Here is a 16532-nt window from a genome sequence, read left to right as displayed (position 1 = left end):
ATAGTAAGAATACTACTTTTTTGGGCTAAGCTTCTCCTAACGAACAAAAATTATTAAATGAAAAAGTAATGCTCGAATGGTTGCATCGAATTCAAGATTAATTGCCAGATGCGGAAATTAGTTATTTCTGTGTTAAAATAAAACAATGCCATAAAACCTGTATCAGCAGGCAGGCTAAAGTTCAACGACCAGGAGCGGAGCGATTTTGAATAAAAAAGATATAGCTGATATTAAGAAGCAATTCAAAGTAAACAATGATTTATTAAAAATTAACGATATTTTTAATGTGTATATTATGAAAGAATCCAGTGATATTTACCATTACGAAAGCACACCATTTGAAATGCTGGAACAGGAACAGCAGGATTTATTTATGGCGAACTTTAAGAAGGTTCTAACTGGTCAATTGGATCAGAAATTATTTGAACTGAAATTTAAGCGGGAGGTAGAGAACAGCAGTCAGCTGATTCTCCATCAAGGGATTTTAGCAAACGATACGAAAGAGTGGATGAGTCAAATGCTTCAGCTTGTAGAAAAAATGCTGGCAGATAAGCAATATGAAAATGACATTGTCGTTACGTTTATTCGCGGTGAATATCTGAAGCCAACCATACGGAGCAATGAAGAGTCAGAAGAGAGCAGTCGAGATAAAGTTTATTCACATTCTTTCATTTTATGCAGTATTAATAAAACGCAGGATCCGAAGAAGGAATTGCTGTTTGACTATGTGGAGAAGGAATTCAAGTATCATTTTGTTGTTGACCCAGTAATTAATCTAAAGGCGCCTGTGGGAGGATTCCTGTTTCCTTGCTTTACCGATCATGCTGCGGATGTGAACCGGGTGCTTTATTCTGCAGGAAAGGCATATGAGCTGGATTATCACTTTATCGAAAACGTGTTGAATGCGGAAGAGGCAATGACAGCTGAAGACGATAAAATTATTTTTGAAGAAATTGTTAAAGATGTAGCAGGTGACCAGATCAATACTTCAACCCTTGCCAATGTCTATGATGAAATCCAGCGTGTGATAGAGGAAAACGAGGAACCTGAAACACCGAAAATTGATTACCGGGACGTGGCTAACGTGCTGACAAGCAGTGGCATCCAGGATATCGATAAGGAAAAGGTCGAATCAGCGTTTGATAAAATTATTGATGATAAATCCTATGAGATGAAAGCAACGAGCATCGTTCCAAAGTATTCCTCGAAGTCAATCAAAATTAAAACGAAGGTAGCGGATATTGCAGTGAGTCCCCAAGAACTTCGTTATGTTCGACAGGTTCATATTGACGGCAAGCTTTGTCTCATTATTGAATTAGAGGAAAATACAATGATTGAAGGATTTGAAATGCTCCCAGAAGCATTGTTCCAAAAGGCGGAAAAGGATTCGGAATAAGTGATAACAAAGACAAAGGCAGGTTTTTTACTCAGGTAAAGGACCTGTTTTTTTAGTAGTTAGCAAAGTATAAATCGAGATTATTCATAATAAAATTAATCCGTAGTTATGAAATAGAGCTCTAAGATAAATGCCCCACTCAATATCTGGAATCTACAGTATGTATTATGCCAACACCTATCCAGATGAAGTTGAAGCCATCATTGGAATAGATCCTACATTGCCACAAGCATTGGAGTATTTTGGCGAAACTGCCCCTGCCATGCCTGCCTATTTTCGTTATATGGCACCAACTGGAATTGCAAGATTAGCGTTATACATAACTCCCGAAAACTTCCTTCCAATAGCAGAGAAAGGTACTTATTCAGAAGCAAACTTAAGGATGACAAAGGCTATCTCAGCTTGGAAAGGCTACAACAAAACTGTAGTTACTGAAGCAAATGAAATTAATAATAATATTGATAGCACAATTGATATGACATTTCCGTCTGAAATTCCTGTGATGATTTTTACTAAGGAGGATGAGAAGGGAAATGAAGAGGCTAAATCGAATATAACATTTTTTCATTCGCAATTAAATAATTGCGGGCCAAATAAGCTGGTAATTATGGGGGGCACTCATTATTTACATTGGATGAATTACAAAGAAATGAGTGATCATGTATATGAATTTCTAGAAGGATTAAGTGATTGATAGTTGAATCCACTTTTAGTTTCTTAAGCAAACTAAAAGAGTGACAAATTGGGTATTGTATTATATTTTTCTAAATGATAAGATATCTGAAAATAAATACTGGAAAAGCGATGAAGAGAAGAGTAAATGAAAACCATTTATTACAGAGAGCTCCAGATGCTGAAACGGAGTATAAATTATTTCATTGAAGCAAGTCTCAGAGTATCACGTTGGATTTGAGAAAATGATGGCGTGACAGGAGCTCCTGTTATAGAGCTAAAGTATAAGCAAATTTCGTCCAGCGCTAGCGCCCATACATCACTAAACCGGTGCTTGCGCTTAGTTCTTTTGCAGTACTTGAAGAGGTTAATATGGTGACATATTAACAAACTGGGGTGGCACCACGATTATAAAAATCTCGTCTCCAAGGCTAAGGTCTTGGGGGTGGGAATTTTTTGTTTTTAATAAAGAAGTGTAGCGTGTTGTAATCACTAAATATTGAATAATGGGGGAGCGATAATATGTTATTAAAGAATAAAATTGCTTCTTGGAAATACCGTTCCATACTATTACTAGGGATTGGCATTTCAAATATTGGCGAATGGGTTTACTTTATCGCGTTGAATTTAATCGTTTTAGATATGACTGGTTCGCCACTGGCAGTATCAGGTTTGTATATTATTAAACCTTTAGCTACTTTATTTACGAATTTTTGGTCTGGAAGTATTATTGATCGTTTAAATAAGCGTAGACTAATGATCTTCCTTGATATCTTCCGAGCGATGCTGATAACTCTATTACCATTAATATCATCTATACCTCTAATTTATTTCATAGTTTTTATCCTGAATATGGCTAGTTCTTTATTTGAGCCGACTTCTATGACTTATATTACAAAATTAATACCTGTCGAAGCTAGGAAGAAATTTAATTCCCTCTATAGTTTAGTTACTTCGGGTGCTTTTCTGACTGGTCCAGCTGTTGCAGGCATGCTATTTCTTATAGGTTCACCAGAATTTGCAATTTATTTGAATGCTATAGCATTATTCCTTTCGGGACTAATTACGTTTCTAATGCCAAATTTGGAAAAACAAATGATTGCTTCTACTTTAGAGGAAAAAATGACTATTGGTTTATTAAAAAATGATTGGACCGCAGTGTTTAATTTTAGTCGTAAATATAGCTATATCATGATCATTAGCTTTTTATTCAGCTGTGTCATGGTCGTGATGGCAAGTGCAGTTGATTCACTCGAGGCTGCGTTTGCTAAAGAGGTTTTATTTTTATCAGATAGTGAATATGGTTTCCTTGTGACGATTGCTGGGGCAGGTATTATTACTGGAGCTATGATAAACGTATTACTATTAAAAAATATACGAACCTCATTATTAATTGGATGTGGTGCAGTATTCGTCTCAACCGGATATATTATATATGCTTTTTCAGATTCTTTTCTCTCTGCAGGGATAGGATTTTTCATTCTATCATTTTTTATCGCATACGCCAATACAGGGTACCTTACTTTCTATCAAAATAATATACCAGTTAATATGATGGGGAGAGTAAGGAGTATTTATAGTCTAATTGAAGCATTACTAATTATAGCAGCTACAGGCATCATGGGAATGGCTGCTCAAATGATATCGATTCAATTAACCGTAATTATTGGTGTTTTTGTGATGGTGATTCTATCCTTAATCCTATTAATATTTAGCTTATATCCTTCGAAAAAGGAATTTTATCAAGCATGAAATATATCTTTAATGGATTGTATACTTATGATATTATTAAAATGAATATTTAGAATCTTCCATCCTCATTTGTTACTAAATACGATAGGTGTGTTACCGAGTTAATGATATTTTTGAAGAAGGGAGTGGAGAAGGTGGGAAGAGTGATTGGTTTTGAACTAAATAGTCAAGAGCCTGAAAAAGCAGCGGAATTTTATTCGAATGTATTTGGTTGGAAAATTGCCGAACCACAGTGGGATTATTGGCCTGTTACAACAGGAGACTAAGTTAAGCCTAAAATGAATGGCGGAATTGCAAAAGGTCCAATTGATTATCCTCATGGAATAAGGATTCAAATTGAAGTAGATTCAATTGAAGAGGCAATTTCTAGAGCTAAAGACAATGGAGCGATGGTTGTACGGGAAAAAATGGAATTTGATGCTTTTTATCTTGCTTACTTGGTAGACCCTGTTGGACTTGGTATTGGACTTATTCAAAATAAATATTAGGTGGTTATATACATGGAAAAAATAATCCCAATAAAAAATCAAATGAATAGCGTGTTTATTCATGTGACAAATTTGAAGAAAGCGGCAAAATGGTATTCCGATTTGTTAGGGTTGCAAGTTGATCTAAACAAAGTTGTGTCCCCGGTTTTTAACGTACCAATAAGAGGGACTACATCTCTAACTTTAGATGACCACACCTTTGACCCAAGCTTCGAACATAATGTAAGCTCAAGTCCTATTTTTAATCTATATGCCCCAAATATTGATGAAGCATATAAATATATTAAAGATAAAGACATTACAATTGTGAGAGAAATAGAAATAGTAGGAGATACAGCCTGGTTTAATATAAAAGATCCAGATGGAAATGTGGTTATGATTTGTAACTGTTAAATGATTAGCTGGATTCTTTCACGAATGTAACTTTATTCTATCTCCTTTTTGGATTCAGGAACGAGATGGATCGTTACTTCTAGTTGAATAACGCCTAAGAGCAAAGAGCAGAAACGGACGTAAAAGTTAGTTGTAAAAAAGGGAAAAAGAAAATCATCATCCTTTTTCCCTAAAAAATCTATATTCTATAATTTAACAAGTGTTCTTCCACTTACTTTGCCTTGTAAAATATTACGTAATACTTCTGGCAGCTCGTTTAATGAGATTTCATGTAACATTTCTTCATTTAACATTGTTGGTTTCAAATCATCACCTAGTCGATTCCAAATTTCTAAACGTTTTTCCATTGGATATTGAACAGAGTCAACACCAAGCCAATTAATACCTCTTGTAATTTGGGGGAAAACGGTTGTGGAAACGTCACTTCCACCTGTAAAACCACATGTAGCTACAGAACCACCATACTTCAATGTACTTAGAATGTATTGGAGTGTTTTACCGCCTACAGGATCAATAGCACCAGCCCATTTTTCTTCACGTACTGACTGATTGTTGTTATCTACTATTTCATCGCGAACAATGATTTGTTTCGCACCTAATCCTTTTAAATATTCTTTTTGATCTGTTTTTCCCGTACTTGCTACAACATGATAACCCTTTTCAGCTAAAATATTGACAGCAACACTTCCTACCCCACCTGTAGCACCAGCTACCAAAATAGGCCCATCGTTGGGTTCAACCCATTGTCTTCCAACCTTTGAACTGCTAATGCAGCGGTAAAACCAGCTGTTCCGAGAATCATAGATTCCTTTAAAGATAATCCTTTTGGAAGAGGAACAACCCATCCTGAAGGTACACGTGCAATTTCACTAAATCCACCAAAATGTCCTGTACCTAATTACTAGCTAGTAACAATGACTTCATCACCTGGTTTATATTGTTCAACTTTTGAATGAATAACCGTTCCAGCTAAATCTATTCCTGGAACCATTGGGTAGGAGCTTACAATTTTATTTTGAATCGCAACTAAACCGTCCTTAAAGTTTACACTTGAATATTTCACCTGAATGGTTACGTTTCCCTCTGGAAGATCATCCATGCTCAATTGTTTGATTTCTAAATTCGTCTCATCATTTGCTTTATCTAATACGAGCGCTTGAAATCTTTTCATTTTGATTGTCATTTCCTTTCTGTTTTGATTATCAATTCCAAATAAAATACCTGTCCTAATCGCACATCCACGATATCATTTTGGGAATGGTCAGTAAAGAGATAAACTTCAGTAATCAATACCATCTTACGTGATACCTGTGAACTGCTGTGAGAAAGTGTGACTTTCTGATTGTCTGGAAAAAATTTTTATTTCCCATCTCTAATACGCTTATTTTTTGAAAACCGGTTATTTGAACAACGAGTGTCATAGCAGCAAAGATCCCTTCTCAGGTCCAAGGTACGAGTGCGCCAGCCTGTGCAAATAAAGATGAATCTTTTTCACCATGCACACGTATTACAGTTAAATTATAAATAGGATTGAATTTACCAAGGGAGTGTTACAATGACGAACGCTTCGAAACATCCAAAGCTTAAATTTGAAAAGACCAAAAGTGAATTCGTTTGGGATATTATTGGCCTTTCATGTTATATTGGAAGCATTATTTTACTAATAGTTGTCTGGAATTCACTGCCTGATCAGATTCCAGCACATTATAATGCACTTGGGGAAGTTGACCGGTGGGGAGTAAAATGGGAATTATTAATATTGCCAGTAATAGGCGTCTTCATTATTTTATTAATGCAAGTATTTGAGAGATACCCAGAAACTCATAATTATTCCGAACGACTTAATTTAGCTAATGCGAAACAATTTTATTTAAATAGCAGGAAGATGGTTAATCAATTAAAAAATATTTCACTAATAATCTTTGCATCTATAATATTTGAGTCCATTTCAATTGCGTTAGGTTGGGGGAACCCATTAGGAGGGTGGTTCTTACCCGCAGCATTACTTAGCGTGTTTCTGCCAATAATAATTGGTATTGTAAAACAGAGAAAAATACAATAATAGATATAGATGTATCGTTTGATTAATATAATAGAAGAGAATGTTCAAGAAATCATGAATTTGAGGTAATGAAAAGTATGAATGAAAAAACAATAATAAATGCTGACAGATCGTATCGACTGGCAGAGCAAAAGGCTGTGGAGTATTTTAATTCCCTTGCGGACCAGCATGCAGGAGAGACATATGTGCCAACGTTAACAAAGGATTTTGAATCATGGAAATCGAATCATATCCATCGTCGCTCACTATTATCCTTTTTTACAAATAAAAAGAAACCAAGTCAAAAGGATTATCACAGGTATATCGGGTGGTTGGATATGACAGGAAAATTAGAGCCCTATCTTGATCGAAGTATTTCCTATATTTTCATGCGTGACATGGGGAAGGCTCTAGATTCGCCAGAAACGAAGCAACGGATTCAAAGTGTCGTAAACGGTTTGAAAAAAGATCTTACAACAAAACAAGCTGATAATGATGACGTATTTAGCATGGCGAAATTATACAGAAAAGCACAAAGGAACGGCATCGAATCCACCCTAATTTGGGTAACTGAAAAGCTAAAGACGATAACAGCAAATATACCTGAAGGAATGGATGCCGAAGAAGCGCAGCGGAAATTAATCAAGATTATTGCGGGATTAGTCATGCAAGAGATTGAAGAACTGGGAGACGAGGTTGCGCCGGAAGAGAAGTCCACAAGGCTCGATACCACAATTAGGCTTGGATATGCTTATGGTCTAACCTATCCATTTATTGATGATTTACTTGATTCAAATGTATTGTCTGAGCAGGAAAGAAACCAGTATTCCGAACTGATCCGGGTTACCCTTGTAACAGGAGCTGTACCAGAGTTAGGTGAGTGGACTGGGAAAAATCGAAATTTAATGCTATTTATCCATTCTGAACTAAAAGCTGCTTTTGAATTCATTAAGGAAAATCAGCCGGAAGAGGAATGGAGAGCTTTTCTTGAGCAGGCCTATGTGTTCTTTAAATCACAAGAGGTGGACCGTGTTAAGAATCTCGCAAATGAAAACTATACGAATGAAGAGCTGTATGTCCCAGTCATTTTAAAATCATCAGCATCTCGGTTAATTGTTCGTTCCATCATCAGTGCCCCAGAGGACGAAGGTATTGATAATCGGACATTTTACTACGGTATATACAACCAACTAGCAGATGACTTTGCAGATATGGTTGACGATCGAGAAGGTGGCAGGGTAACACCGTATACGTATTACCTCGAACACCATAAAAAACGTCCAGACCTTATCAATCCGTTTGAATTATATTGGACGGTTATCGCCAATTTAATTCATCAAGTATATGATTCTGATCCCAAGACCAGCGATATTATTTTAGACCGTGCGATAAATGGGCTGAAACGATTTAAAGAGAAAAAAGGAGATAAAGGATACAATGAAGTGATGGAACTGTTTTTCTCTGCAAATCCTGCATTTAATCAAACCATACAACAGATGGTTCGTAAAGCGACTGACGTTGACTTTTTCGATAAATTACTTCGTGACCATATGGTTAGCAATTTGCAGAAGGAGCGAAAGGAGAGAGAAGAATTTACAGAAATGACACGCATGATGCGTAAGGAGATTAATGATTTCTTACCCATCTCTAATGGTGGATCTGTTTCTATAATGAATGAGCCGATTATTGAAGCTGCAAATTATAGTTTAATTAGTGGCGGAAAGCGGCTGCGACCAATTGTTACATGGTTTATGGGTACAGAGAAATATAGATTAGACAAGGCTGCAATTTTGCCATTGCTGAAATCATTGGAATATATGCATACTGCTTCTTTGATTTATGATGATTTGCCAGCCCAGGATAATGCAGATCTACGGAGGGGGAATCCGACCCTCCACGAAGCATATAACACTGCGGTTGCGGAATTGACTGGACTTTTTTTGACGCAAAAAGCAGTTGAAGAGCAGGCATCTCTCGAAACCTTCGATGCGAAATTGGTCCTCCAGCTGATCCACTATTCGGCAAGCGTGACTGCAGAGATGTGCCGAGGACAGGCAATGGATTTAAAAACCAAAGAAGAACCATTGACATTAGAGCAATTAAATCAAATGTGTTTCTATAAAACAGGATTAGGATTTGAAGCAGCTCTGATAATGCCAGCCATCCTAGCGGGAACAGATGAATTAGAAAAACAAGCATTGAAAAAATTCGCTCGTCATGCAGGAATCGCTTTTCAGATTAAAGATGACTTACTTGATGTAGATGGGGATCAAGAGCTACTAGGGAAGTCACCTAATAGAGATTCAAAGAATAACAATTCAACTTTCGTATCTGTATTAGGTCAAGAAGGAGCAAAAAAAGAGATGTGGGAGCATTATTGTCTTGGGATGGAGATATTACAAGAATTGAAGCAGGAGAATCCCTTTCTAAAGCATGTATTGAATTATCTTGTACATCGAGATTACTAAGAACAGAAAAATGGAGTAGCTGCAACTTGTGGCTACTCTTTTTCTATGATGATATAATAAATAACTTAAATTTTACATATCTGCCTTTTGCTTTTCGCGAAACAATGGAAACTAAAAAGACAACCAAAAAATCTGACCCTGAAACCCATCAAACTTATTATGCTTCATTCACAATTCCGTTCGTCCATCTTAGCGCCTCTTTGTAAATTTCAAACAGCTTTCTTTTACTGATATCTACCTTGTTAGCAAGAGTATTCAGCTCTCTCCAATCGGCCCTTTCCATTGTTACAGTTAAATGGAAAATATCGCTGTAATGCGTATTTTTTCCTAGGATTGTTTTTTTAATATCATTATTTAATGGCAGCTGATTCATTAATTTATCTAAAGGCAGCTTCATTAATGTATCAATTAAGGAAAGCAAACCAACTAAGAAGTAGCTTGAGGCTTCAGCGCGTTTTCCTTTATGCAACGCAATTAATTCACTAATCTTAGCACGAATAAAGCACATCTTCATCACTTCATCCAGTCGCATATCCCTTTGATTTACTCTTTCACGTAAAGAGAGCAGGAATATCCATTTATTTAATTCATTAAATCCTAAATATGCGATAGCTTGTTTGATTGATTTGATTTCGTAAATCGATCCGACCATCGGAGAATTTATTAATCGCAGTAATTTAATCGATAGTGAAATATCTGTTTCTATGATTCCCGTGATCTTGTCAATGTTTGGTTCAGGTTGCGCAAGTTCACTCAAAATAAGTACAATGTTATGATTGTAAACTGGCACATCATTTGTTGATAAGACGGCAGGTCTGCTGAAAAAGTAACCTTGAAAATAAGTATAGCCATCTATTAAACATTGCTCATATTCAGCCATTGTTTCTACTTTCTCGGCTAGCAAAATTACATTATATTGCTTAAGGGCGTTTAAAATAATCCTTTGCTCCTTATAGGGTGTGTTATGTATATCAACTTTAATAATATCGGCTAATTCTATCAGTTTCTCAAAATTTTTATCTCCATCTCGCATAATAAAATCATCTAATGCAATTTTATAACCTTTTTCCTTTAACTTCCTACAGCTCTCAACAATCTGCTCGGTTGGAATTACGGTCTCTAGGACTTCTACAACAATCATTTCTGGTGGAAAGAATTCTGGTACGGAATGAGCAAGTAATGTATCCGTGAAATTTATAAAACAGGGTTTACCCTCTGATAGTTCTTCAATCCCGATATGCATGAAACTATTAATTACATCAGATGTAGCATAATCTCCATCAATAGTTGAAAACTCATTTTGATTATTACTGCGATACAATAATTCATATGCGCAAACTTCTTGATTGTTATTTAATATGGGCTGTCTAGCTACATAAATTTCCAAGATGTCCACCTCTAAGCGAATTTCCATAAAAATTTGTATTTTTTATGTTTATTATATTATAGCAATAAATAAGAAAATAGGTAGAAGGAAGGAAGTGATTAGTTGTAATAATTTAAGAACTATTACTGGATGAGGAGGGATTATTAGCAAATCGCTCTTTAAAATAATGTACTCGCATCTAGTAACAAATAATAATAAATGAACCCAAAAGAAAAAGGCCATCATCTCTGATAACCTCTAGACCTCTGGTTTTAAAATCTGTTTTAATTGAATGATATGATTGGTATCTGCCAGAATTCCAAACTGATGGCGTTCTAATGTAAAATGATCCATTGCATTACCTATCGTTTTGGCTTGTTGTTGTAAATTCTCATCGGTAAGATCAAAATAGTCGATCGTGATCTCTGTATCTGCTATATTAATCACACTTGCAGCTTGTTGATCTAACACTGCTGCCAATTGTATGAACGTCCATTGATCCCGCTCAGCAATGGAGATGCAATGATTATGACCATTTATATATAATCCTTTGCCTTGCTTCTTTTTTAAAATATCCCAAATCGGAATGTCTGGATGAATCGATTGATTTTCACGATCAGAATGCATCGTCGTTTCATGTACAGGATGATGTGCAAATACAATAACTGGTAGTTCGCCAGATTGCTCAACGACTTCAGACAACCACTCCTGCTGTTCAATGTCTAATGTGCCGCCCCATACATTATAATCTTGTTCCCTGGTTGTATCTAAAAATGCAAGAACAGCGTTCTCCTTAGTAATCGCATGATATCGTTTCTGTTTCGTTAGATTGAGAACATCATTGCGTAACAATCCGTACGTATCATGGTTGCCAAACACATGGATAAATGGTTTCTCCTGTTCGTTAATTAATTTATAGATAGCTTCATATTCTTTCTGTAATCCGTAGTTCGTTAAATCACCTATCGAAACATATAAATCAGCTGGAGTAGAAAAAAACCTCTGAATAAATGTTGTATAAAATGCATTACGCTCATTCTCGAAAACTTTATTATCTTCTTTCAAGGCAGAAAAGTGCAAGTCACCGATAACAGCAATTCTCATAACAATCTCCCCCCATACTCTTTAACAATTAGTATAGCAGGTTAATATTGTTGTTCAATTAAAGAGCTGTAAAAGTATTGTAAATAATTTGTTTCCTACAGGATTCCTTTTGATGACAAAATAAGTGTAAAAATCTAGGGTTTCGACACTTTCCAGGGGTTTACTTATGAATTACTATGGAAAAAATGGTAAGATAGATATATATTGCGATTATATTCTTAAGTTGAAAAACCAGAAATGCGTCTTAAATAAAGGAGGAACAAGTTTTGGCAGAAGAAAAAACTCCAAAAACGGAAGAAGCGAATGTTAACCATGCGAAAGTAGGGGAAACAATCAATGTTGTAAAAGGTGAACAAAAAGGAAAGAAGGGCGAGGTAATAACCGTACGAGAAAATTCCGTGATTATTAAAATCGGGGAGAACTCAACTACTGGCGAGCCCATAAAAACTGTAGTTAATCACAAAAATTATAAACGTGTAAAATAATAGTATAAGAAAAGCCCATCAAATGGTTGATTTGGTGGGCTTCTTACGTATTTAAGAAAACAGGTATCAATTAGCATATTAGAATGCGAATTGATACAAACTCCTTTAAGCTGATCGTCAGTATTTAATAGGAAGTGGAAGCGATATTAGGACATAAATAAAACTACTCCTCATCCTCCAACACATCATATGCCATATCAAATAATGTCATTTGGCTATCAATTATTGCTTCACCTGGTTTTGCTTCTACATAGTGGTAGGTTCCGTCGTTTGATTGCTCACGGGCTTTTACATTGTCTTGAAGCGTGATAGTCAATACTTCTTTAATCCGCTTTTTAACCGCTGCTTCGTGAATTGGGAAAAGAAGTTCTACCCGTTTCGCCATGTTTCTAGTCATTAAATCTGCTGACGAGAGGAATATTTTTTCATCGCCGTCGCTATGGAAATAATAAATCCGGCTATGCTCAAGGAAGCGGCCTACAATACTGCGAACCCGAATATTCTCGCTTACTCCTTCAATTCCAGGCTTCAAGCAACATATTCCACGAACGATTAAATCAATTTTCACACCTGCTTGTGATGCTTCATAAAATTTCTTAATAATTTCCTTATCTGTTAGGGAATTCATCTTGGCTATAATATGCCCATTTCCACGTAATTGATGGAAGTTAATCTCTTCATTAATATAACGAATAAAATCGGTCCGAATATCAAATGGTGCCATAGAAAGATGATTGAAATCAGGTTTTTCTGTGAACCCACTTAAATAATTGAAAAAGTTCGTGGCATCGATGCCGAATTTACGTTTTGTTGTGACAAGCCCCATATCCGTATATAAATCAGCAGTGGAATCATTATAATTCCCGGTCCCTAAATGGACAAAACGCACAATTTTATCTTTTCTCTTTCGAATAATCAGTGTAATTTTACTATGGGTTTTTAAGAAATTCATCCCGTAGATTACATGACAGCCGGCTTTTTCTAATTCTTTTGCCCAGTGAACATTTTGTTCTTCATCAAATCTCGCTTTAAGCTCAACTAGTACGGTTACCTGCTTTCCATTTTCTGCTGCTTGCTTTAGTCCTTTAATAATCGGTGAATGTCCACTCACACGGTACAAGGTTTGCTTGATTGCCATTACTTCAGGATCAATTGCAGCTTCCGTTATTAAGTCAACAACAGGAACGAATGATTCGTAAGGATGATGAAGGAATATATCTCGTTTCTCCGCTGCTTCAAAGATACTTTCCTTACTATCGATATCTTGTGGACGCTGTGGAATCAATGTTTGATATATTAAGTTCTCATGGTCAACTTGTGCATCCTTATAGAATCTGAAGAGGAAGGTTAAATCAAGTGGACCATCGACAATGTAAAGGTCATCCTTATGAATTTCAAGTACATTCAGTAAAAAGCTAATAACTGCAGTATCATATTTATCTTTACGTACTTCAAGACGAACGGCTGCACCCCATCTACGTTTGCGCAATTCCTTTTCGATCTCCTTAAGAAGGTCACGTGCGCCTTCTTCATGTATCGTCATATCTGCATTTCTTGTTATTCGAAATTCAGTGACAGAATGAACTCGGTAACCTTTAAAAAGTTTATGCAGAAAATGAGAAATAATATCTTCTAATAATATATAACGGTTCGTATTGCCAATTTGAATATACCTGTCTAAGAGAGCGGGTACTTGAACAATCGCATTCTTTCTGCTTTTAAACTCAACTTCATATGTATCTTCTAAAACAACAGCCAAATTAATCGATTTATTCAGTAGCATTGGAAATGGATGATATGCATCAATTGCCATCGGCGTCAAAATAGGAAAGATTTGCTCATCGAAGTATTCTTCTAATTTATCTCTTTCTTCGAGGGTAAGGTGATCGATTTCAAGGATACAAATCTTCTCATCTGTAAGTGCTTGTTGCAGTACATTGAATCCTTCATATTGTTTTTCAACGAGAATATGGTTCTGCTTGGCAATCGCATTTAACTGCTGTTTCGGTGTTAGTCCTGCTTTGTTTTCTGGTTTATTAAAACCTGCCTGGACTTGATCCTTTAGGCCGGCAACACGTACCATAAAGAACTCATCTAAGTTCGATGCGAAGATAGCAATAAATTTCAAACGCTCTAAGAGTGGATTCTTAAGATCGAATGCTTCATCTAAGACACGTTTATTAAATGCCAGCCAACTGAGCTCACGATTATTATAAAATTGTGGATTATCTAGGTTTGTCTTATTTTCTAAACTCGTCATCCATATCACCCTTTTATCCCGTCTGAACAGGCAATAAGACCCATTACAAGAATATTATTTAAGTAAAGGGCGCCTGCAGAAGACTGGTTCATTCAACTACATTTAGCGAAAATCACAAATAAATGAAATATTACTATATTTCCTCAATATATAATTATACTAAAAAATTTGTAGAAAAAGGTCGTTTAAATGTAAAATTTTTGTATATTTTCAATTCGAACATTAGTTTAAATCCTAACTCCGCACAAATTTTAGCTCAATATTATTATGAAGTGCTTTTTCTAGATGTTTTTTTTGTTTATTTGCTTGATATTCCTCAGGCATAAAGTCACTGTTACAGAAAAGCGTAAGTTTTATTGCACCTTTACTAATTGAAAAATCAAAGTCTTGAACAACCTGTCGTTTTGTAGCATCTAAAGAATAAGTGAACTTAAGGAGTGCACCTAATGTACATAGCTTTTTTCTTTCCTTTTTTAAAAACCAATTGTGAAAAGGTTCAATAAATTGATTAAATACCGTTTTATTCTTAAAGGATGCTATTAATGCTAATTTCAAACGATTAATATGCATCAGTCCATCGATTGTTCGGTTTGCAAGCAGGTAGAAGGTATGTTGTGCACTAGATTCAGAATCAATATATTGCCCTAGATTATATACACGACAGGCACGGTCTAGCAATTCCCAATCATGTCCAGTTAAAGAACCTAGTCCGTTAATTTGCAGCTCTTGAAGCAGCTTCTTAGTTAAAAATTGAACATGCTGAATTTGTGTTTCATTTAAATTATACTTATGAACTAAATCTTCAATGCTGTCCTCAAGTACATTAGGATACAGAGGAGATTCCAAATGATCGGTTAACCGTTCATAAAACACGCCATCACGCAATCCCTTTCTACTAAGTACAAACGTTTTCGCATCAATAATTTGATAAAGACAAAGAAACACATTTGCTGCTGGTACTATCGTATCGATTCGATCATCAGATAACCCCTCGACTTTTCTAAGCTCTTCATCAGATAAAGAGGAAAGAAAGGATGTAGTTTCAGCGATATCGCTGTCATTCATTTGATATTGATGAAGTCCAGCAAGCGGATAGTGTTCCCGTGATTGGTGAATTTGAGCAAGATTACGTGCACTTCCACCTATTCCAATTAAAGGTAGTTGCTTATCTGCCAGCCAGTCTAATGTGTTAAATTGCTCAAATAAATAGGCACGTAAATTAACAAGTTTCTTTTCCATGGATTTGTTGCCAGTTAAGCAGTCCTTCAGTGTTAATGCTCCAAAAGGAAAACTATGAGAATCAACAAGTCGACGATTCTTAAAATATGTAATCTCCGTACTGCCGCCACCGATATCTACTGTGATACCCTCAGAAATCGATGTTGAATTAACAACGGCTAGGTAACCATAATAGGCTTCTTCCTTCTCAGATAGAATCTGCATCTCCCAGCCTACTTCCTTTTTTACTATTTCTTTAATTGCTTGGTTATTTTTTGCTTGTCTAATTGTTGCCGTTGCTACACAGACAAGTTCATTTAGCTCGTATGTATCGACGACTTCCTTAAAGCTTCGCAATGTATTGACCATTCGTGCGATACCTTTATCCGAAAGTGTATTATCCGAATTAAGATAATTGCGTAATCTTGCAACAGCCTTCGTATTTTCGAATTCATGTAAGCGACCGGATTTATCTTTTGTATATATAACGAGTCTCATTGTATTTGAACCAATATCAATTATTGAATAATATTTTTTCTTCATGGAACCACCTCTTCTTTAGTATAAATATATCAGCTGGGTTTGTAAAAGTCACTCAGCGTCAGGACTTAGCAGTTCGGAAAATGTAATGAATTTCTTAATTAATGGTTCATTTCTCAACTACTTATTATCATTACCCACTATTATAATAGCAATAACCTACGACTGGTTAATGAGATGTGTGTTAATTTTCAATATATAATTGACAAAAAATTCCAACTTTCGATAAAAGTTTCCTGGGGAATATTTAACAGCTCGGACCTGTGTGATGTGGAATACTTATTGGTTAGAACTTCTATAGCATGATAAGGGATGTCCGCGCATAGGATATATAAATCGCTGCATAGAT

The 16532-nt window shown here is 35.8% G+C and carries 11 protein-coding genes, 2 pseudogenes and 1 other annotated feature; of the genes and pseudogenes, 8 read left to right on the top strand and 5 right to left on the bottom strand.

Features of this window, described 5'->3' with window-relative positions:
• Positions 1-205: 205 nt before the first annotated feature.
• The 5 genes and pseudogenes from CUC15_RS15170 to CUC15_RS15150 all read left to right on the top strand — a co-directional run bounded on the left by CUC15_RS15170 (position 206) and on the right by CUC15_RS15150 (position 4701).
• Positions 206-1396, top strand: coding sequence for a DUF4317 domain-containing protein (locus CUC15_RS15170; RefSeq protein WP_114917470.1), 1191 nt, complete (start codon positions 206-208; stop codon positions 1394-1396).
• 160 nt (positions 1397-1556) lie between these two features.
• Positions 1557-2090 (top strand): hypothetical protein, encoded by a 534-nt coding sequence (locus CUC15_RS15165; RefSeq protein ID WP_114917469.1) that lies wholly within the window; start codon positions 1557-1559, stop codon positions 2088-2090.
• Positions 2091-2191: 101 nt separating this feature from the next.
• Positions 2192-2498, top strand: a binding site (T-box leader).
• A 92-nt stretch (positions 2499-2590) separates the two neighbouring features.
• Positions 2591-3820 (top strand): MFS transporter, encoded by a 1230-nt coding sequence (locus CUC15_RS15160; RefSeq protein ID WP_114917468.1) that lies wholly within the window; start codon positions 2591-2593, stop codon positions 3818-3820.
• Positions 3821-3954: 134 nt separating this feature from the next.
• Positions 3955-4308 (top strand): annotated as a pseudogene (locus CUC15_RS15155) (VOC family protein).
• A 12-nt stretch (positions 4309-4320) separates the two neighbouring features.
• On the top strand, positions 4321-4701 hold the full coding sequence (locus CUC15_RS15150; protein ID WP_114917467.1) for a VOC family protein: 381 nt from the start codon (positions 4321-4323) through the stop codon (positions 4699-4701).
• Between the two features lie 185 nt (positions 4702-4886).
• Here CUC15_RS15150 and CUC15_RS15145 read toward each other — a convergent pair.
• Positions 4887-5872: pseudogene (locus CUC15_RS15145) on the bottom strand (acrylyl-CoA reductase family protein).
• A gap of 384 nt (positions 5873-6256) precedes the next feature.
• Here CUC15_RS15145 and CUC15_RS15140 point away from each other — a divergent pair.
• Together CUC15_RS15140 and CUC15_RS15135 are read left to right on the top strand one after the other, a co-directional pair.
• On the top strand, positions 6257-6763 hold the full coding sequence (locus CUC15_RS15140) for a DUF1648 domain-containing protein (protein WP_114917466.1): 507 nt from the start codon (positions 6257-6259) through the stop codon (positions 6761-6763).
• Between the two features lie 68 nt (positions 6764-6831).
• Positions 6832-9210: a polyprenyl synthetase family protein gene (locus CUC15_RS15135; protein ID WP_205317611.1), complete on the top strand. Its 2379-nt coding sequence runs from the start codon at positions 6832-6834 to the stop codon at positions 9208-9210.
• Positions 9211-9367: 157 nt separating this feature from the next.
• Here CUC15_RS15135 and CUC15_RS15130 read toward each other — a convergent pair whose 3' ends face one another.
• Both CUC15_RS15130 and CUC15_RS15125 read right to left on the bottom strand, forming a co-directional pair.
• Positions 9368-10597 (bottom strand): EAL and HDOD domain-containing protein, encoded by a 1230-nt coding sequence (locus CUC15_RS15130; protein WP_162800332.1) that lies wholly within the window; start codon positions 10595-10597, stop codon positions 9368-9370.
• 237 nt (positions 10598-10834) lie between these two features.
• Complete coding sequence (locus CUC15_RS15125; RefSeq protein WP_114917463.1) at positions 10835-11680, bottom strand: metallophosphoesterase family protein; 846 nt, start codon at positions 11678-11680, stop codon at positions 10835-10837.
• A 266-nt stretch (positions 11681-11946) separates the two neighbouring features.
• Between CUC15_RS15125 and CUC15_RS15120 the strand changes: the two genes are divergently transcribed.
• Entirely contained in the window at positions 11947-12165 is a 219-nt protein-coding gene (locus CUC15_RS15120; RefSeq protein ID WP_114917462.1) for a DUF2187 family protein, read from the top strand.
• Between the two features lie 163 nt (positions 12166-12328).
• On the opposite strand, the gene CUC15_RS15115 is transcribed toward CUC15_RS15120, so the two are convergent.
• Positions 12329-14425, bottom strand: a complete 2097-nt coding sequence (locus CUC15_RS15115) for an RNA degradosome polyphosphate kinase (RefSeq protein WP_114917461.1) — start codon at positions 14423-14425, stop codon at positions 12329-12331.
• Positions 14426-14659: 234 nt separating this feature from the next.
• Positions 14660-16186: a Ppx/GppA family phosphatase gene (locus tag CUC15_RS15110; protein WP_114917460.1), complete on the bottom strand. Its 1527-nt coding sequence runs from the start codon at positions 16184-16186 to the stop codon at positions 14660-14662.
• Positions 16187-16532: the final 346 nt, after the last annotated feature.

This window comes from Oceanobacillus zhaokaii (genome assembly GCF_003352005.1).
Taxonomy (GTDB): domain Bacteria; phylum Bacillota; class Bacilli; order Bacillales; family Amphibacillaceae; genus Oceanobacillus; species Oceanobacillus zhaokaii.
Note: the sequence above shows the minus strand (reverse complement) of the source record. Positions and strands in the feature narration are given on the sequence as shown.

Bases quoted from the DNA above. Each gene is read 5' to 3' on its own strand.
- CUC15_RS15160 (WP_114917468.1), top strand. From the start codon at position 2,591: ATGTTATTAAAGAATAAAATTGCTTCTTGGAAATACCGTTCCATACTA.
- CUC15_RS15140 (WP_114917466.1), top strand. From the start codon at position 6,257: ATGACGAACGCTTCGAAACATCCAAAGCTTAAATTTGAAAAGACCAAA.
- CUC15_RS15135 (WP_205317611.1), top strand. From the start codon at position 6,832: ATGAAAAGTATGAATGAAAAAACAATAATAAATGCTGACAGATCGTAT.
- CUC15_RS15115 (WP_114917461.1), bottom strand. From the start codon at position 14,425: ATGACGAGTTTAGAAAATAAGACAAACCTAGATAATCCACAATTTTAT.
- CUC15_RS15110 (WP_114917460.1), bottom strand. From the start codon at position 16,186: ATGAAGAAAAAATATTATTCAATAATTGATATTGGTTCAAATACAATG.
- CUC15_RS15165 (WP_114917469.1), top strand. From the start codon at position 1,557: ATGTATTATGCCAACACCTATCCAGATGAAGTTGAAGCCATCATTGGA.
- CUC15_RS15125 (WP_114917463.1), bottom strand. From the start codon at position 11,680: ATGAGAATTGCTGTTATCGGTGACTTGCACTTTTCTGCCTTGAAAGAA.
- CUC15_RS15150 (WP_114917467.1), top strand. From the start codon at position 4,321: ATGGAAAAAATAATCCCAATAAAAAATCAAATGAATAGCGTGTTTATT.